This window comes from Glycomyces harbinensis, from assembly GCF_900101745.1.
GTDB lineage: Bacteria > Actinomycetota > Actinomycetes > Mycobacteriales > Micromonosporaceae > Glycomyces > Glycomyces harbinensis.
Map to the genome: position 1 here is coordinate 63,793 of NZ_FNAD01000001.1, position 17,706 is coordinate 81,498.

The following is a 17,706-nucleotide window of genomic DNA, read 5'->3' on the forward strand; positions in this document are numbered from 1 at the left end:
CCGCCCCAACGAAAGGAGACCGAGATGCGACTGCGTCTCGTCGCGATCGCCGGGGCGGCGCTCGCGGCGGCCGTCACGGCACTCATCGTGGCCCCCAACGCCACGGCCGACGACCTGGTGACCCATCACGAGTTCCAGGCCAACTGCACCATCAACCACACCGCGAACGACGACCCGATCGTCTACCCCGGGCAGCCCGGGGCCTCCCACAACCACACCTTCATCGGCAACACCGACGTCGACGCGCACACCACGCTCGACTCCCTCCAACAGGGCGAGACGACCTGCCTCGTCCCCGCCGACCGCTCCGCGTACTGGTTCCCCACGCTCCTGCGCGGCGACCAGCCGATCCTCACCGACTGGCACCTCGTCGTCTACTACAAGTCGGGCGTGGAGGACTACACGACGGTCGAGCCGTTCCCGCCCGGCCTGCGCTTCGTCGCGGGCGACATGATGGCCACCGAGGAGGAGTTCGCGAACGCCCCCGGCCAGGTCGAGGGCTACGAGTGCGGCGAGAGCTTCCACAACTGGGACATCCCCGCGAACTGCAGCTCGTGGCTCAACATCCGCTACCAGTCGCCGAGCTGCTGGGACGGGGTGAACCTCGACTCCGCGAACCACAAGAGCCACATGGCCTATCCGGTCGGCGGGTCGTGCCCGCCCTCGCACCCGGTGGCGGTGCCGATGATCGAGTTCAAGATCCACTGGCCGGTCCAGGGGGACATGACCGACGTCCGTCTCGCCAGCGGCGGCGGCGAATCGTGGCATTACGACTTCTTCAACGCCTGGGAGCCGGAGACCCTCGCCGCCATGGTCGACCACTGCATCAACGGCGGCCTGCAGTGCGACTCCCGCGGCTACGACCTCTACAAGCCCGACCGCGGCCAGGTCCTCGACGAGGACTACGAACTCATCCGCTGACCCCCGGACCCTGGGGACCGGGGACGACCGCCGGGCGCGCCGCGCCGTCCGGCGGTCGTCCGCGCCCGGCGGTTCACCACATGGATTCGGGGTTGACAAACGGCTGCGCCCACCTACGATGTGTACCGGTAAAGTCACCGCAGAGACCACCGCGCCGACCCAAGGAAGTACACCTCGTGAGCCGAAAGACCTGGAGACACGCCCCCATCGTCAAGGGCGTCCCCCACCTCCTCCACGGCGGGGACTACAACCCCGACCAGTGGATCCCCTGGAAGGACGCCGTCTGGAAGGAGGACATGCGCCTCGCCCGGCTCGCCGGGGTCAACACCCTGTCGGTCGGCATCTTCGCCTGGGCCGCACTCGAGCCCGAAGAGGGGCGCTACGAGTTCGGCTGGCTCGACGAGGTCATGGACCTCATGGCCGAGAACGACATCACCGCCGTCCTCGCCACCCCCACCGGCGCCCGCCCCGGCTGGATGAGCCACCGGTACCCCGAGGTCCTGCGCGTGAACGGCGACCGCACCCGCAACCGCCACGGCGGGCGCCACAACCACTGCCTCACCTCGCCGGTGTACCGCGAGAAGACCACCGCGATCAACACCGCGCTGGCCGAGCGGTATCGGACGCACCCCGCGCTCGGCGTCTGGCACCTCTCCAACGAGTACGGCGGCGAGTGCCACTGCGACCTGTGCCAGGAGCGCTTCCGCGCGTTCCTCCAGGACAAGTACGGCTCGCTCGACGCCCTCAACCAGGCCTGGTGGTCCGCCTTCTGGGCCAAGACGTATTCGGACTGGTCGCACATCGAGTCCCCGAGCCCGAACGGGCGCGGCGAGCAGGACATCCACGGCCTCCACCTGGACTGGATGCGGTTCACCACCGAGCAGTTCGTCGACTTCTACCGCCACGAGGCCGCGCCGCTGGAGGCGATCACGCCAGAGGTCCCGCGCACGACCAACCTCATGGGCACCTACCCGGGCATCGACTACTACCGGCTCGCCCAGGTCCTCGACGTCGTCTCCTGGGACTCCTACCCGCAGTGGAGCGGCACCGGGAGCGACGTGCGCACCGGCGCCGAGGCCTCCTTCCACCACGACCTGACGCGCAGCCTCAAGGGCAAGCCGTTCATGCTCATGGAGTCCTCCCCGTCGGCCACCAACTGGCGCCCGGTCGCCAAGCTCCACCGCCCCGGCGTCCACATGCTCCAGTCGACCCAGGCCGTCGCCCACGGCGCCGACACCGTGCAGTACTTCCAGTTCCGCAAGGGCCGCGGCGGCTCCGAGAAGTTCCACGGCGCGATCGTCGACCACGAGGGCTCGGAGAACACCCGCGTCTTCCGCGACGTGGCCGCGGTCGGCGAGCGCCTCGCCGGGCTCGACGCCGTCGTGGGCACCGCGACCCCCGCCGACGTCGCCCTCGTCTACGACTGGCACACCCGCTGGGCCCTGGACGACATGAAGGGCCTGCTCCAGGGCCAGACCGCCTACGCGCGCACCGTGATCGACCACTACCAGGCGTTCTGGGAGCAGGGCGTCCCGGTCGACGTCCTCGACGGCTCGCTCATCGCCGAGCCGGGCGGACTCGACGAGTACAAGGTCCTGGTCGCCCCCATGGCCTACATGCTGCGGCCCGGCGTGGCCGAGGCCGTGAACGCGTTCGTGGAGCGCGGCGGCACCTTCGTCGCCACCTACGCCTCCGGCTATGTGGACGAGAACGACCGCACGTTCCTCGGCGGCTTCCCCGGCCCCCTGCGCGCGACGCTCGGCGTCTGGGCCGAGGAGATCGACGCCCTCTACCCCGACGACCGCAACGCGATCAGCTGGGACGGCAGGGAATACGAGGCCTTCGAGCTGTGCGAGCTCATCCACGCCGAAGGCGCCGAAGTCCTCGGCACCTACGGCGAGGACTTCTACGCGGGCCGCCCCGCGGTCACCGTCAACCGCCGCGGCGACGGCAAGGCCTACTTCATCGCCGCCCGCACCGGCGCCGACTTCCTCGACGACTTCTACCGCAAGGTGGTCGCGGAGACCGGCGTCGAGCGCGCGCTCGACGCGGACCTCCCCGCGGGCGTGACCGCGCAGGTCCGCAGCGACGGCGTCCGCGACCACGTGTTCGTGCTCAACTTCAACCCGACCGCCGCGGCCGTCGACCTCGACGGCGAGGCCCTGGAACTGGGCCCGCACGGGACCGCGATCCTCGAGCGGCCCCGCAAGGGCGGCAACGAATCCTGAGTCACGAGTGAACGGAGGGGCCGGGCGTGCGCGCCCGGCCCTTTAGCCGTGCATACGACGAAAACTGGCATCCCTCGCAACCTTCACATTACTGACGGGTATCGGTAACCTCTTGGCTACAACTCATCGACAGCGATGTTTCCGAACAGGAGACTGCCATGTCCACACCCCCGAGACGCTCGACGGCGATCCTCACCGCCGCTGCGCTGACCGCCCTCGCACTGTCTACAGCGGCCGTCCCGGCCCAGGCCCAGGAACGCCCCGACATCGTCCCCCTGCCCGACCACCTGGAGACCATCCGGGCCGCCGAAGCCGCCGAACTCTACGGCGGCACCGACATCCTCCCGCTAGAGGACCGCAAGACCTCCCTGGTCTCCATGGGCGACAGCGAGATCTCCGGCGAAGGCGTCGGCAACTACGAGGACGGCACCCACGAAGACGGCAACTGGTGCGACCGCTCGTACGACCAGGCCCTCTTCCGCACCGGCATCGAGAGCGACGTCCAGTACAACGTCGCCTGCTCCGGCGGCGCCTCCCCGCACCTGGTCGAAGGCTCCGGCCAGCAGCAGTGGAACGAGCTCAACCAAGGCGACAACCTCGCCGTCAAGGCCCGCAACACCCACGTCAAACTCGTGTGGATCGTCGTGGGCGCCAACGATGAGGGCGGCATCCAGTTCGGACCCACCGCCACCGAGTGCGTCACGAACCGCATCCTGTTCCTCGGCCCCTGCTGGCCCGACCACACCGAGGACTGGGAAGCCCGCGTCGAGGTCACCCAGGACGGCGTGGAGACCGCGATCGACGCGGTCCGCCAGACCATGACCGACGCCGGCTACCTCGGCACCGACTACGACATGGTCGTCATGTCCTACCCCAGCCCCGGCGGCCCCGACGTCGAGGACAACCCCGACTTCCCCGGCTGGTACTCGGGCGGGTGCCTGCTCTACCTCGCCGACGCGGCCTTCGCCCGCAACAAGGCCGTCCCGCTCTTCGAGGACGGCATCCGCGACGCCGCGCTCGGCAAGGGCGTCCGCTACCTCAACGCGCAGCGCCTCTTCGACGGCCACGGCGTCTGCGAGGCCCAGCCCTGGGCCCGCGGCGTGTACGTCGAGGTCGGCGTCCTGCCCTCCGAACACGCCTTCCGGCAGTCGTTGCACCCCAACTACCTCGGCCACGGGGCCTTCGCCCAGTGCATCACCGAGTTCTACGAGCACCCCGACTGGGACACCTCGACCTGCGTCGACCCCGCCAGCACCAACGGCGCCACACTCTACGAAGGACTGTTCGAGTTCAAGGACCTCAAGAACGGCTCCAGCGGACTGTGCGCCGACGCCGAGGGCTACGACTCCAGGAACGGCACCGACCTGGTCTCATGGAACTGCCATGGCGGCCGCAACCAGGGCTTCTGGTACGACGAGGAGGAGCGGTCGCTGCACGTGGAACTGAGCCACGACCGCTGCGTCGACGTCGAAGGCGGCCGGATGCAGGCCGGGACCCCCGTGGTGCTCTGGGACTGCAACGGCGGCCTCAACCAGCAGTTCCAGGTGAGCGGCGACGGCGTCCACCCGGTCGGCCACGCGGACCTGTGCCTCGGCTTCGACGGCACCGGAACCGGAAAGCCGCTCGAGCTGACCGCCTGCGGCACCGCCGCGAGCGGTTTCACGCTCGCCGACCGCGACTACGCCGACCCCGCAGGCTACGGCTACGACGACTGGATCGGATCGAGCGTCTACTAGCGACGGACCGCTTCGCCTTGCGCGGCAGGCGGACCCGAGCCGAAGGGCCCGGCGGACCGAAGTCCGCCGGGCCCTTCGCCCTCTCTCACCAGAGAAGCCCGGGAACGCCGCTAGGCGGCGAGCGACGCCGACAGGTTCGTGCCGATGAACAGGCGCGGCGCGCCGTCGAGCACCACCGCCGCCCGCCTTCCCGACGCCCTGACGGTCTTGCGCTGGCCGATGCAGTCCACCTGCGTCAGCGTCGATCCGGCGGACTTGACGTTCAGCGTGGTCTTGGTCGGCCAGTGGTCGACCCAGACCTCGGGGGCCGGGAAGTGCCGCCCGCCCGGGTCGTGGTCGGCGTTGAGGAGGTAGCCGTCGGCGCGGTTCCAGAGCACGGCCGCTTCACCTGCGGGCGTGTCGAACAGGAGGCCCTTGGTCTTCGGGTTCGCGAACTGGAGCCAGCCCAGGGGCGTGGCCTCGTCGAGGGTGCGCGCCGCGTTGGCGTACGCCAGCAGGGACGGCTTCGGGCTGACGTCCCGGTTCATGAGTCCGAAGTGGTACTCCACGTTCTCCGGGTCGGCGACCTGCGGCATGCCGAGCACGCTGTCGTGGAACTGGTACCAGAGCACCCCCTTGATCCCCTCGGCCTTGGCGATCGCGAGCGTGAGGAAGATGTTCTCGGCGGCCTGCCGGTAGGTGTCGTTCCACCACCCGTTCGGGCGGGTGCACGCGTAGGCTTCGGTGAGCCAGATGTCCTTGTGCCCGTGCTGGTCCATCAGGGCCTGGAGCTTGCGCAGCCCGCCGAGGAAGTTCCAGTAGATGCCGTTGGTCCCGGCGTCCCAGTCCTCGCCGCTGGGGATGTAGTCGGGCGTGAAGTTGCCGCGGCCGGGGTGGTAGGCGAAGGCGTCGATCATGTCCCAGCCGCCGCCCGCGATGAAGTTCTCCACCCACGGCTCGTCCATGCCCGCGAGGCCGTTGTTGAGCAGCTTGACGTCCTTGCCGGAGGCGTCGAGGTAGTCGCGCACCGGGCGCATCACCTTGTCGATGTACGCCTGCGCCGCGTCCCCGGTGTTGAAGGGCCGGTTGAGCTCGTTGCCGACCTCGAAGTAGTCGGCCCCCGCGGCGATCGCCTTGTCGGTGTACGTGGCGGCCCACTGCGCCGCCTCCGCGTCCGTGACGTCGAGCGAGGGCTGGAGCTCGATGTTGTGCATCATGCCGCGCGCGTCGAACTCGGACGGCGGCAGGCCCGGCCCGCCCTCGTAGGAGATCCGCACCCGGTTGGCGCCCGCCTTCTGCCACAGGTCCAGGACCGCGTCGGCCGACGGTACCTGGAGCCAGGGGTAGTTCGCGATGCCGAACATGCTCTCGGCCCCGGCCTGGTACGAGTAGGGCCCGAGCACGCCGAGGTTGGTGCGGGCGAAGGCCTCGTCCTCGCCCGAGGCCGCGACGACCTCGACCAGCGCGACGCCGGCGGCGGGCGCGCCCACGGTGAACGAGTGCTCCCAAGTGGACGCCGCCGGGACGGTGCCCGTCGCCGTGGCGTTCACGAGCCGCTTGCCGTTGAAGTCCCTGACCCACCAGGAGAGGTCCACGTCGCGGGCGCTCTGCGTGCCGTTGGCGACCTGCACCTTGACCGTGGCGGTCGCCCCGGCCGCCTCCCAGAGGTTGAAGGGCTGGTCGGTCCAGACCTCGACGCCCAGTTCGCGGCTGGTCCCGATCGAGACCGCCGCCGAGGGGCGCTCGGTGGTGAAGAAGAACTCCGCCCGGCTGATGAGGCTCCCGTCGGCCTGCGGGACGCCGGGGGAGTGGACCCAGGTGGCGTTGGTCCAGTCCTGTTTGGACCGCTGCAGGAGCAGCAGCCCGTGGAGCTCGCCCCAGGTGGAGGCGTGGGCGACGCCCACCTTGGCCTCGTAGGGGATGCCGCCGCCCGCGTCGCGGACCCACTCGGTGACGGCGACGTACTCGTCCGCCTCGGTGGGGTTCTGGATCGCGCGGCTGAACATGAAGCCGTCGGCCACCAGCGTGCTCGGGCCCGTGACGTGCCATTCGAGGTGCACGTGGTTGGTGGACACGGTGAAGAGCCCGTACACGGTCACGGCGCCGGCCGCGGCGGGCATCGTGTAGTCCATCCGGATCGCGGGCGTGCCGTCCGCGAGCGAGGTGAGGGTCGGGGTCCCGCCGGTGGAGATCTGGACGCCCGCGGCGGAGTCCTTGACCTGGAACTTCGAGCCCGCCGAGCGGACCGTCCCCTGGCCGTCGCGGATGGCGACGCGTCCTCCGACGCTCGCGAGGACGCTCACCCCGCTCGCGGAGATCTGGACGTCGCCCTCGGCGGCCCAGGCTTCGATCGGGCTGGCTTCGGCGGCGAGGAAGACCCCCGCGGCGAAGGTGGCGCCGAGGAGTCCGCGGCGCGTCATTTCATGTGTGCTGTGGTCAGACGTCATCGTCTGTCTCCCATGCTGTTCGCGCGGCCCCGCGGCGGCCGGAGGAGGGCCGGTTCGGAGCCGTCTTTGAGACCGCCGGAGTGATAATTCGCATTATCAACGGTTCGTCGAACATCGTGCAGGGCGCGGAACGTTCGTGTCAAGGGGCTTGCGGAATTTGATGTTACGTATTATCGTTCCGAGGACCCGCTGCTAATGCGCATTATCGAGTTTGATGGGAACACAGATGACAGGGAAGCCCGGCAAGGTGACGCAGCGCGAGATCGCCCGCATCGCCGGAGTCAGCCAGACGACGGTCTCCATGGTGCTCAACGACCGCGACGGCTCGAACATCCGCATCCCCGACGCCACCCGCGAGCGGGTCCGCCGCGCGATCGAGCAGTCCACCTACGTCGCCGACCCCGCCGCGCGCCGCCTCGCAGGGCTCGACAACAAGATCCTCGGCGTCTTCACCTACGAGTCGGCCCTGACCCCCGAGAGCATGGACTTCTACGGTCCGCTGCTCAACGGGATCGAGCGCGCCGCCGAAGGCCTCGGCTGCGACCTGCTGTTCTTCACCAGCTCGCCCGTCGAAGAGGGCCGGCGCCGCCTGTTCCACCGCAACACCCGCCTGCGCCTGGCCGACGGCTGCGTCCTGCTCGGCCAGCAGATGGACGGCGACGACCTCGAACGCCTCGTGACCGAGCAGTTCCCGTTCGTCGCGGTCGGCCGCCGCGACGAGACCGACGCCCACGTGCCGTACGTCGGGATCGACTACGGCGCCCTGACCGACGTCCTCGTGGCCCGCGCCGCCGAGCTCGGGCACGAACGCGCGGTCTACGTCCACCGCGACCGCGACAGCCCCACCGCCCGCGACCGCCTCGCCGCCGTCGCCCGCGCCGAAGGCGGCCCGCTGCACGTGACCCCCGCCGCCGTCGGCGACGACCTCTCCGGTCTGCCCGGCCTCATCGCCGGCGCCGCGGCCACCGTCGTGTTCGCCGAGGACGCGTTCCTCCTCGAGGACGTCGCCCTCGTCCTGGGCGAAGCGGGCCTCGACCTGCCCGGCGCGGTGTCCCTCGCGGCCCTCGCCGAAGTGCGCGGCCACCGCCTCAACGAGCGCCCCCTCTCCGGCTTCCACCTCCCGCGCCAGCAGATCGCGGCCGAAGCGCTGGCACTGCTCCAGCAGCTCATCTCGACGCCGCCCGAGGAGCACGGGACCGTCGCGACCCAGCGCCTCCTCCAAGGCGAGGTCGCCTTCGGCGACACCCTCGTCGCCCGAGGCGGTGCCCGATGAGCGCAAAGCCCGCGCACCGCCTGCAGACGGACATCGCCGTCGTCGGCGGCGGCCTCGGCGGCGTCGCCGCCGCCCTCGCGGCCCTGCGCCGCGGACGCCGCGTCGTCCTCAGCGAGGAGTACCCCTGGCTCGGCGGCCAACTCACCTCGCAGGCCGTCCCGCCCGACGAGCACATCTGGGTCGAGCAGTTCGGCGTCACCGCCTCCTACCGCTCCCTGCGCGAGGGCATCCGCCAGTACTACCGCGACGCCTACCCGCTGACCGACGCGGCCCGCCGCGACCCGCAGCTCAACCCCGGGCGCGGGCGCGTCAGCCGCCTCTGCCACGAACCGCGCGTCGCGCTCGCGGTCATCACCAAGATGCTCGCCCCGCACCTCTCCAGCGGCCGGCTCGTCCTCCTCCAGCCCCACGTGCCCGTCGCGGCCACCACGGTGGAAGACGTCGTCCGATCGGTCACGCTGCGCCACAAGGAGACCGGCCGAGAGACCGTGGTCGAGGCCGCGTTCGTCCTCGACGCCACCGAGACCGGCGACCTGCTGCCCCTCACCGGGACCGCGTACGTCACCGGCGCCGAAGGGCGCGACGAGACCGGGGAACCCAGCGCCCCCGAGCACGGCGACCCCGCCAACGTCCAGTCGATCGCCTGGTGCTTCGTCTTCGACCACGTCGAAGGCGACCACACCATCGAGCGCCCCGAGGACTACGAGCACTGGCGGTCCCTCGCCCCCGACTTCTGGGGCGACGCCATGCTCTCGTTCACCGCGCCGAGCCCGCGCACGCTGAAGCCCGAGACCCGCACCTTCAACGTCAACCCGCCGTACGAGACCGTCGGCACCGCCGAAGCGCACGGCGACGACCCCGGCGACCTGGACCTGTGGGTCTTCCGCCGCATCGCCGCGCGCGAGACCTTCCTGCCCGGCAGCCTCGACAGCGACATCGTCCTCGCCAACTGGCCGCAGCTGGACTACCTCGGCGGCTCCGTCATCGACACCCCCGACCGCGACGCGCACCTGCGCGCGGCCAAAGCCCAGTCCCGGTCCTTCGTGTACTGGCTCCAGACCGAGGCGCCCCGGCCCGACGGGGGCACCGGGTGGCCCGGACTGCGCCTGCGCGGCGACGTCGTCGGCACCGACGACGGCTTCGCGCAGGCCCCGTACATCCGCGAGTCCCGCCGCATCCGCGCCCGGCGCACCGTCGTCGAGCAGGACGTCGCGGTCGCCGTCCGCGGACACGGCGGACCCGCCGCCTTCGAGGACTCCGTGGGCGTCGGCATGTACCGCATCGACCTGCACCCCTCCACCGGCGGCGACAACTACATCGACGTCGAATGCGCGCCCTTCGAGATTCCCCTGGGCGCCCTCGTGCCGGTGGCGACGCAGAACTTCCTGCCCGCCGCGAAGAACATCGGCACCACGCACATCACCAACGGGGCGTACCGGCTGCACCCCGTGGAATGGAACATCGGCGAATCCGCCGGAGAGCTCGCGGCGTTCTGCCTCGACCGCTCCCTGACACCGGCGGACGTCCACTCGAAACCCGAGCTGGTCCGCCGGTTCCAGGCCGTCCTCGTCGAGGCCGGCATCGAAATCCATTGGCCCGAGATCATCGGATATTAAAGGAACCATCATGCCCAACACAGCAAAGAAGCTGGTCAGTGCCCTCGCACTGGGAACGGTCGCCGTGGCGGCCGGCTGCGGGGGCACCGCTCCCGCCTCCTCTGAAAACGTCGACCTGCGCATGACCGTCTGGACCTCCAACGAAGACCAGCTCGCGCTCTTCGACTCGATCGCGGACGCCTACATCGCCGACCACCCCGAGGTCGAGTCGATCACCTTCGAGAGCCTCCCCTTCGAGGAGTACAACACCACCCTGACCACCCAGATCGCCGGCGGCAACGCCCCCGACCTGGCCTGGATGGGCGACCTCTCGGCCGACCTCATCGACTCCGGCGCCCTCGTCCCGCTCACCGAGGCGTTCGAAGGCACCGAAGGCTGGGGCTACGACGACCTCCTGCCCAGCGTCACCGGCGAGTTCAGCCGCGACGACGAGCTGTACGCCTACCCGTTCTCCAACTCGCCCTTCGCCCTCTACGTCAACACCGACCTCCTCGCCGAGGCCGACCAGACCCTCGACCCGGCGAACCTCACCTGGGACCAGGTCTCGGCCATCGGCTCGGCCGTGCACACCGCCACCGGCAAGGGCGGCTTCGTGGTCAACGACTTCAACTACTCCTCGTGGAACACCCTCGCGACCGTGTGGACCGCCTTCGGCGCCTCCGCCTGGAACGAGGACGGCACCGAATGCGGCTTCGACAGCCCTGAGATGACCGAGGCGTTCACCTTCCTCCACGACGCGATCTACGTCGACGAGTCCATGCCCGGCCCCGGCACCACCGCCGACTTCTTCGCCGGCGACTCGGCCTTCGCCATCGCCCAGGTCTCGCGCGCCGGCAACCTCGACGGCTCCTTCGCCTACGACATCCAGCCGCTCCCGGCGGGCCCGGCCGGCGACTACTCCGTCATCGGACAGGCCGGCATGGGCGTGCTCCAGTCCAGCGCCAACGTCGAGGCCGCCACCGAGTTCCTCGCGTTCCTGACCAACCCCGAGAACGCCGAGAAGCTCGCCCAGTACTTCCCGCCGCCGCGCGCGTCGCTCCAGACCGGCGAGGCGCTCGCGGCCAACAACGACAAGTTCACCGCCGAGCAGCTCCAGACCGTCGTGGTCGACCAGCTCCCCGGCGCCGTGACCCTGCCCAACCACACCAACCCGGCCGAGGTCGCCCAGACGGGCAAGACCGCGCTGGACGCCATGTGGGCCGCCGACGCCGACGTCCCCGCCGTGCTCGCCTCGGTGTGCGACGCCATCGACCCGCTGCTGGCGAAGTAGCGCATGACCGACACCCGACTCGAACCGCGGGAGGCCTCGGACGAGGCCCCCCGCGGCCGGGCGCCCGCGCGCCGCGCCCGGTTCTGGACGCTGCGGCGCACCGACGCGGCCACCGGCTACCTGTTCATCGCGCCGCAGCTCATCGGCGTGCTGGTCTTCGTGGTCGTCCCCGTCGGCCTCGCCATCTGGTACAGCCTCAACGAGTGGAACATCTTCACCGGGGAGCTGGAGTACGTCGGCGGCGGCAACTACCAGGCCGCACTGGACGACCCGCAGCTGCCGAGCGTGCTCGGCGCGACAGCGGTCTTCTCCGGCGGCGTCGTGGTCCTCAACCTGGTGCTCGGCCTCGCGCTGGCGGTCATGCTCAACCGCCGCTTCAAGGGCGCGGTGCTCTTCCGGACGCTGTTCTTCTCGCCCGTCGTGGTCTCGGTGGTCGCCTGGACCCTCGTGTGGGGCTTCCTGCTCCAGGACAACGGCGGCATCAACGGCGTCCTCGAGCAGCTCGGCGTCGACGGGCCCAACTGGCTCCAGAGCGGCCCGACCGCGATGATCGCCGTGACCTTCACGCAGGTCGTGCGCAGCGTCGGCATCAACATGGTGCTCTTCCTGGCCGCGCTGCAAGGGGTCCCGGGGGAGCTGTACGAGGCCGCCCGGCTCGACGGCGCGAGCAGCCGCAGCGTCTTCTTCAGGATCACCCTGCCGCTCATCTCGCCGACGCTGCTGCTGACCGCGATCATCACGATCGTCGGCGCGCTCCAGTCGTTCGCGCAGATCGCCGTCCTCACCGAGGGCGGGCCGGGCCTGTCGACGACGGTCCTCGTCTACTACGTGTTCCAGCAGGCGTTCAGCTTCAACGACATCGGCTACGGCTCGACGCTCGCGCTGATGCTCCTCACCTTCGTGATGGTGCTGACGGTGATCCAGTGGCAGCTCCGCCGGAAGTGGGTGTTCTATGAGGACTGACCTCGCCGCGAGGCCCGCACCGGCCGCGCCGGGCCGCTTCGGGCCCGTCGCCCGCCGCGTCGCCCTGTACACCGCGCTGATCGTCCTGGCCGCGCCGTTCGTCATCCCGACACTGTGGATGATCACCTCGTCGTTCAAGCCGCTCAACGAGATCTTCGCGTCGCCGCCGTCCTTCTTCAGCGACGCGCCCACCACCGCGGCCTACGCCGAGGCGTTCTCGTTCCAGCCGTTCGCCAGGCAGTACTTCAACAGCGTCTACATCGCACTGGTCGTCACCGCGATCACGCTGCTCGTCTCCGCCCTCGCCGGATACGCGTTCGCGCGCATCCGCTTCCCCGGCCGGAACCTCCTGTTCATCGTCGTGCTGGTCGGACTGCTGGTCCCCAGCGAGGTGACGATCGTGCCGCTGTTCCAGATGTTCAAGCAGGCCGGGCTCGTCAACACGCACTGGCCGCTCATCCTGGTGACCGCGCTCGCCGCCCCGTGCGTGCTCGCCACGTTCATCATGCGGCAGTTCTTCATCGCCCTGCCGGTCGAACTGGAGGAGGCCGCGCGCCTGGACGGCCTGGGCCGCTTCGGGATCTGGTGGCGGATCTGCGTGCCGCTGGCGAAGCCGGCGCTGTCGGCGGTGGCGATCCTGACGTTCCTGGCGTCCTGGAACCTCTACCTCGAACCGACGGTCTACCTGACCTCGCCCGAGCTGTTCACGCTGCCGCAGGCACTGACCCGGTTCACCGACCCGTACGGCGGCGAGATGTGGAACACCCAGCTCGCGGCCGCGACGATGACCGTCGTCCCGGTCCTGGTGGTCTTCCTGATCGCCCAGCGCCACTTCGTCGAGAGCCTCGCGCACTCGGGCCTGAAGGGCTGACCGGAAACCGATCGAGAACCCAAGGGGCCCAGCCGAACGGCTGGGCCCCTTGCTCATCATCGACCATCATCGATGAAAATAATTCTCCTGAACGATTGACTTCGCGGTCGGATCATCGTAATTTTCTTCATAAGGAAACTTCAATGAAAGGAATTTCGGTGACAGCCACGCTGCACAACCAGGGCGTCGTTGGACGGCTCCGCATGGAGCTGCCATCGCTTCCCGATGCCCTGCAACGGGTCGCCGCCCAGATCCTCGAAGACCCGGACGCCGCCACCCGGGCGTCCATCGCCGACCTCGCCGACCGGGCCGGGACCTCCACGGCCACCGTCACCCGGTTCTGCCGCGTGCTCGGCTTCTCCGGCTACGCCGCGCTCCGCGTCGCCCTCGCCGCCGAAGGCGGCCGCGCCGAGCAGGCGCGGTGGGAGACCGACATCGACCGCGAGATCGAACCGGGCGACCCGCTCGACCGCGTGCTCGGCATCGTCGCCAGCGCCGACTCCCGCGCCATCCAGGAGACCGCGGCCCGGCTCGACCTCGACCGGATCGAACGCGTCGCCGGCGCCGTCGCCGAAGCGGGCCGGGTCGAACTCGTCGGCCTCGGCAGCAGCGGCACCGCCGCCCGCGAGCTCGCGTTCCGCCTCGAGCGCATCCGCGTCCCCTGCTGGTTCCGCCCCGACGCCCACACCGCCCTCACCAACGCCGCGCTCCTGCGGCCCGGGGACGTCGCCGTCGGCCTCTCCCACTCGGGACGCACCCGCGAGGTCGTGGAAGTCCTCGCCGAGGCGCGGGAGCAGGGCGCGCTCACCGTCGCCGTCACCTCCTTCGACCGCTCGCCCCTGGCGCAGGCCGCCGACGTGGTCCTCACGACCGCCGTCCACGAGACCACGTTCCGCCTCGCCGCCCTCTCGGCGCTCCACTCGCAGCTGCTCGTCCTCGACCTCATCTACGTCGCGGTCGCGCAGCGCACCTACGAGCGCACCACCGAGGCGTTCGAGGTCACCGCCCGCGCCGTCCAGGCCCACCGGTTCGCCGCAGAGCCGAACCGCAACCGCCGCAGCCGATCCCAGGAGGACTCATGACCGACGCACCCGACCGCCTCACCGGACGCGCCTACCTCGACCTCATCACCGCGGCGGTCCGCCGCGTCGGCGAGGACCAGGCCGGACCGGTGAGCGAGGCCGCCCGCCTCATCGCCGGGTCCATCGCGGCCGGCGGCGTCATCCAGGCGTTCGGCTCGGGCCACTCCGAAGCCCTCGCCATGGAGCTCGCCGGACGCGCCGGGGGCTTCGTGCCCTCCAACCGGATCGCCCTGCGCGACCTCGTCCTCCAGGCCGGACTCCCGCGCGAGACCCTCGAAGACCCCTTCCTGGAACGCAACCCCGACGTCGCCCGCCAACTCCTCGACGCCGCGCCCGTCGAGCCCGCCGACGTGTTCGCCATCGCCTCCAACTCCGGGATCAACGGCGTGGTCGTCGAATTCGCCCTCCTCGTGAAGGAGCGCGGCCACGGCCTCATCGCCTTCACCTCCGCCGAGCACAGCGCCAAGACCCCCTCGCGCCACCCCTCGGGCAAGCGCCTCAGCGACATCGCCGACGTCGTCCTCGACAACGGCGCGCCCTACGGCGACGCCGCGCTCCCGGTCCCCGGCGGCGGGGCCGTCGGCGCCGTCTCCTCGGTCACCGCGGCCGTCCTCGCCCAGATGATCGTCGCCGAGGCCGTGCAGCTCCTCGTCGACGACGGCCACACGCCCCCGATCTACCTGTCCGCCAACATCCCCGGCGGCGACGAGCACAACACCCGACTCGAATCCCGCTACGCCGGTCGCATCCGGCGCACCGCCTGAACCACCGAAAGTCGAGGCCCCTCATGAACCCCACCCGACGCACCGTCCTGCGCGCCTCCGGCGCGGCCGGCGCCGCCGCCGTCCTCTCCGGCTGCGTCACCGCCGGCGGCGACGACCCCGCCGAGCAGGCGACCGGCGCCGTCACCGACGAGAACCCGCTCGGCGTCCCCGCCGACACCGACCTGGAAGTCGTCATGTTCAACGGCGGCTACGGCGAGGAGTACACGCGGCACGCCGTCACGCTCTACGAGGAGCGCCACCCGGACGCCACGGTCACCCACGAAGGCCTCCAGAAGGTCGGCGAGGTCCTCCAGCCCCGCTTCGTGGCCGGCGAGCCGCCCGACGTCGTGGACAACACCGGCGCCGGGCGGCTCGACATCGCCGCGCTCGCCGCCTCCGACCAGGTCCTCGACCTCGCCGAACTCCTCGACGCCCCCAGCATCGAGGACCCGTCCGTGCCGCTGAGGGACACGCTCCTGCCCGGCGTGGTCGAGGACGGGACCCTCGACGGGTCCGTCCGGTTCCTCAACTACTCCTATGTGGTCTGGGGCGTCTGGTACTCCCGGAGCCTCTTCGACCGGCACGGCTGGGCCTACCCCGCGACCTGGGACGACATGATCGCCCTGTGCGGGGAGATCAAGAGCGCCGGCATCGCCCCCTGGACCTGGCAGGGCAAGTTCCCCGAGTACATGATGGACCCGCTCCAGTCCCTCGCCGCCAAGGCCGGAGGACTCGAACTCGTCTACGCCGTCGACAACCTCGAACCCGGCGCCTGGAGCCAGGACGGCATGATCGCCGCCGCCGACGCCATCAGCCGCCTCGTCTCCGGCGGCCTCATCCTCGAAGGCTCCGAAGGGCTCTCGCACACCGAGGCCCAGAACGCCTGGTCCAACGGCGAGGCCGCGCTCATCCCGTGCGGCTCCTGGCTCGAAGGCGAGCAGCAGGCCGTCACCCCCGAAGGCTTCGACATGACCTTCGCCGCGCTCCCAGCCCTCACCGCCGCCGACGCCCTCCCCGCCGGCGCCGTCCAAGGCGCCAGCTCCGAATCGTTCCTCGTCCCCACCCAGGCCCTCAACCCCCGCGGCGGCCTCGAATACCTCCGCTGCCTGTTCTCCGGCGAGGTCGCCCGCGGCTTCGCCGAGTCCGCCAAGGCCATGCCCGTCGTCCGCGGCGCCACCGACGGCCTCGACCTCGCCCCCGGCCTCGCGTCCGTCGCTTCAGCCCTCAACGCCGCCGGAGCTGCGGGCTGGAATCGGCGGCATTGTCATACCCCTCCTCTAACCTTGCGATGTGCTCCTCCGGTATCGATTCCGCGTCTACCCAACTGCCCCACAGCGCGTCGCGCTGGCGCGGACATTCGGGTGTGCGCGGGTGGTCTACAACGATGCGGTGGCTGCACGCAAGCACGCGCATGCCGAGGGCTTGCCGTATCCAACTGCGTCGGACTTGTCGAAGGTGTTGATCACCGAGGCCAAACGCACGCCGGAGCGCTCCTGGTTGAGCGAGGTGTCGGCAGCGGTGCTCCAGCAGGCCCTCGCAGACGCCGACCGCGCCTACAAGAACTTCTTTGCCTCGCTGAATGGGACGCGGCGAGGTCCGCGCATGGGGTCGCCCCGGTTCAAGCGGCGGACTGGTGCGCAGTCGATCCGGTTCACCCGCAACGCCAAGTTCGCTGTTCTGGACAGTGGCCGGTTGCGACTCCCGAAGATCGGCGAGCTCAAGGTCGCGTGGTCGCGGGAGCTGCCTGCCACGCCGTCGAGCGTGACGGTGAGCAGGACAGCAACGAACAAGTACTATGCGAGTTTCGTTGTCGCGGTCGAGGATGGCGCCGACATGCTGGAGCCGCTCAGCGATGCCGACGCGGAGACCGGAATCGATCTGGGGCTCAAGGATTTCGCGGTCCTGCGTGGTGGCCGGACCATCGACAACCCGCGATTCTTCCGGCGTTCGGAGCGGAAGCTGCGGAAGGCGCAGCGGGAGTTTTCGCGCAAGGTTACGGGCTCGGCGAACAAGGCGAAAGCCCGAGCCAAGGTGGCGAAGGTCCACGAGAGAATCAAGGACACCCGATCCGACTGGGTCGACAAGCAGATCCACCGCATAGTTGCCGAGAACCAAGGCATCTATGTGGAGGGGCTGAGCGTCACAGGACTCAGCCAGGGCCGTGCCGCCAAGAGCGTGCACGATGCCGCGTTCGGAATCTTCCTGTCCCGGCTCGAATCCAAAGCCGCACGCGCTGGGCGTACGTTCGTGCGCGTGGACCGGTATTTTCCTTCCACGCGGCTGTGCTCGGATTGCGGGGCGCTTACGGGTCCGCGGGGCCTGGAAGGGCTCAAGGTTCGCATCTGGGCGTGTGGGTGTGGCGCGACTCACGATCGCGATCGAAACGCCGAGCTGAACATCCGCCGCGAGGGCAAGCGCCTCGCGACTCTCGCCGCGGGGCTCGCGGAGAGATAAAACGCCTGCGGAGGGTTGATAAGACCGGGGGGACCCGGCGTGGCCCGCTGAAACAGGAACCCGTCCGTAGCCGGGCCGCGTCAGCGGACCGTGAGCCGGAAT

Annotated in this window: 12 protein-coding genes and 1 pseudogene; 12 read left to right on the top strand and 1 reads right to left on the bottom strand. The window is 70.2% G+C overall.

Going from position 1 to position 17,706, the window contains the following annotated elements:
* The first annotated feature begins 24 nt into the window (after nt 1-24).
* The 3 genes from BLQ63_RS00290 (at nt 25) to BLQ63_RS00300 (ending at nt 4,885) form a co-directional block, all read left to right on the top strand.
* Nucleotides 25-921, top strand: a complete 897-nt coding sequence (locus tag BLQ63_RS00290) for a DUF1996 domain-containing protein (RefSeq protein WP_091027168.1) — start codon at nt 25-27, stop codon at nt 919-921.
* 176 nt (nt 922-1,097) lie between these two features.
* On the top strand, nt 1,098-3,149 hold the full coding sequence (locus BLQ63_RS00295; protein ID WP_218124954.1) for a beta-galactosidase: 2,052 nt from the start codon (nt 1,098-1,100) through the stop codon (nt 3,147-3,149).
* 158 nt (nt 3,150-3,307) lie between these two features.
* On the top strand, nt 3,308-4,885 hold the full coding sequence (locus tag BLQ63_RS00300) for a ricin-type beta-trefoil lectin domain protein (protein WP_091027170.1): 1,578 nt from the start codon (nt 3,308-3,310) through the stop codon (nt 4,883-4,885).
* Between the two features lie 110 nt (nt 4,886-4,995).
* Here BLQ63_RS00300 and BLQ63_RS00305 read toward each other — a convergent pair whose 3' ends face one another.
* Complete coding sequence (locus BLQ63_RS00305; protein ID WP_218124955.1) at nt 4,996-7,284, bottom strand: Gmad2 immunoglobulin-like domain-containing protein; 2,289 nt, start codon at nt 7,282-7,284, stop codon at nt 4,996-4,998.
* 253 nt (nt 7,285-7,537) lie between these two features.
* Here BLQ63_RS00305 and BLQ63_RS00310 point away from each other — a divergent pair, with 253 nt between their 5' ends.
* From BLQ63_RS00310 to BLQ63_RS00350, 9 genes and pseudogenes are all read left to right on the top strand, one after another.
* Entirely contained in the window at nt 7,538-8,584 is a 1,047-nt protein-coding gene (locus BLQ63_RS00310; RefSeq protein ID WP_091027172.1) for a LacI family DNA-binding transcriptional regulator, read from the top strand.
* Nucleotides 8,581-10,200, top strand: a complete 1,620-nt coding sequence (locus BLQ63_RS00315; protein ID WP_177154721.1) for an FAD-dependent oxidoreductase — start codon at nt 8,581-8,583, stop codon at nt 10,198-10,200. Before BLQ63_RS00310 ends, BLQ63_RS00315 begins: the two co-directional genes overlap by 4 nt.
* A gap of 10 nt (nt 10,201-10,210) precedes the next feature.
* A complete protein-coding gene (locus BLQ63_RS00320; RefSeq protein ID WP_091027173.1) occupies nt 10,211-11,470 on the top strand; it encodes an ABC transporter substrate-binding protein in 1,260 nt (419 codons plus the stop codon).
* 3 nt (nt 11,471-11,473) lie between these two features.
* On the top strand, nt 11,474-12,433 hold the full coding sequence (locus BLQ63_RS00325; protein ID WP_091027174.1) for a carbohydrate ABC transporter permease: 960 nt from the start codon (nt 11,474-11,476) through the stop codon (nt 12,431-12,433).
* Between the two features lie 118 nt (nt 12,434-12,551).
* Entirely contained in the window at nt 12,552-13,304 is a 753-nt protein-coding gene (locus BLQ63_RS00330) for a carbohydrate ABC transporter permease (protein ID WP_419774924.1), read from the top strand.
* Between the two features lie 143 nt (nt 13,305-13,447).
* Nucleotides 13,448-14,386, top strand: coding sequence for a MurR/RpiR family transcriptional regulator (locus tag BLQ63_RS00335; RefSeq protein WP_091027176.1), 939 nt, complete (start codon nt 13,448-13,450; stop codon nt 14,384-14,386).
* The gene (locus BLQ63_RS00340) at nt 14,383-15,150 is read left to right on the top strand and encodes a sugar isomerase domain-containing protein (RefSeq protein WP_091027177.1); all 768 of its coding nucleotides are present in this window, start codon (nt 14,383-14,385) and stop codon (nt 15,148-15,150) included. The genes BLQ63_RS00335 and BLQ63_RS00340 overlap by 4 nt, the downstream gene beginning before the upstream one ends.
* A 23-nt stretch (nt 15,151-15,173) precedes the next feature.
* Nucleotides 15,174-16,346 (top strand): annotated as a pseudogene (gene ngcE / locus BLQ63_RS29740) (N-acetylglucosamine/diacetylchitobiose ABC transporter substrate-binding protein); the annotation flags it as partial.
* Between the two features lie 94 nt (nt 16,347-16,440).
* Nucleotides 16,441-17,604, top strand: a complete 1,164-nt coding sequence (locus BLQ63_RS00350; protein ID WP_091027178.1) for an RNA-guided endonuclease InsQ/TnpB family protein — start codon at nt 16,441-16,443, stop codon at nt 17,602-17,604.
* The last annotated feature ends 102 nt before the right edge of the window (nt 17,605-17,706 follow it).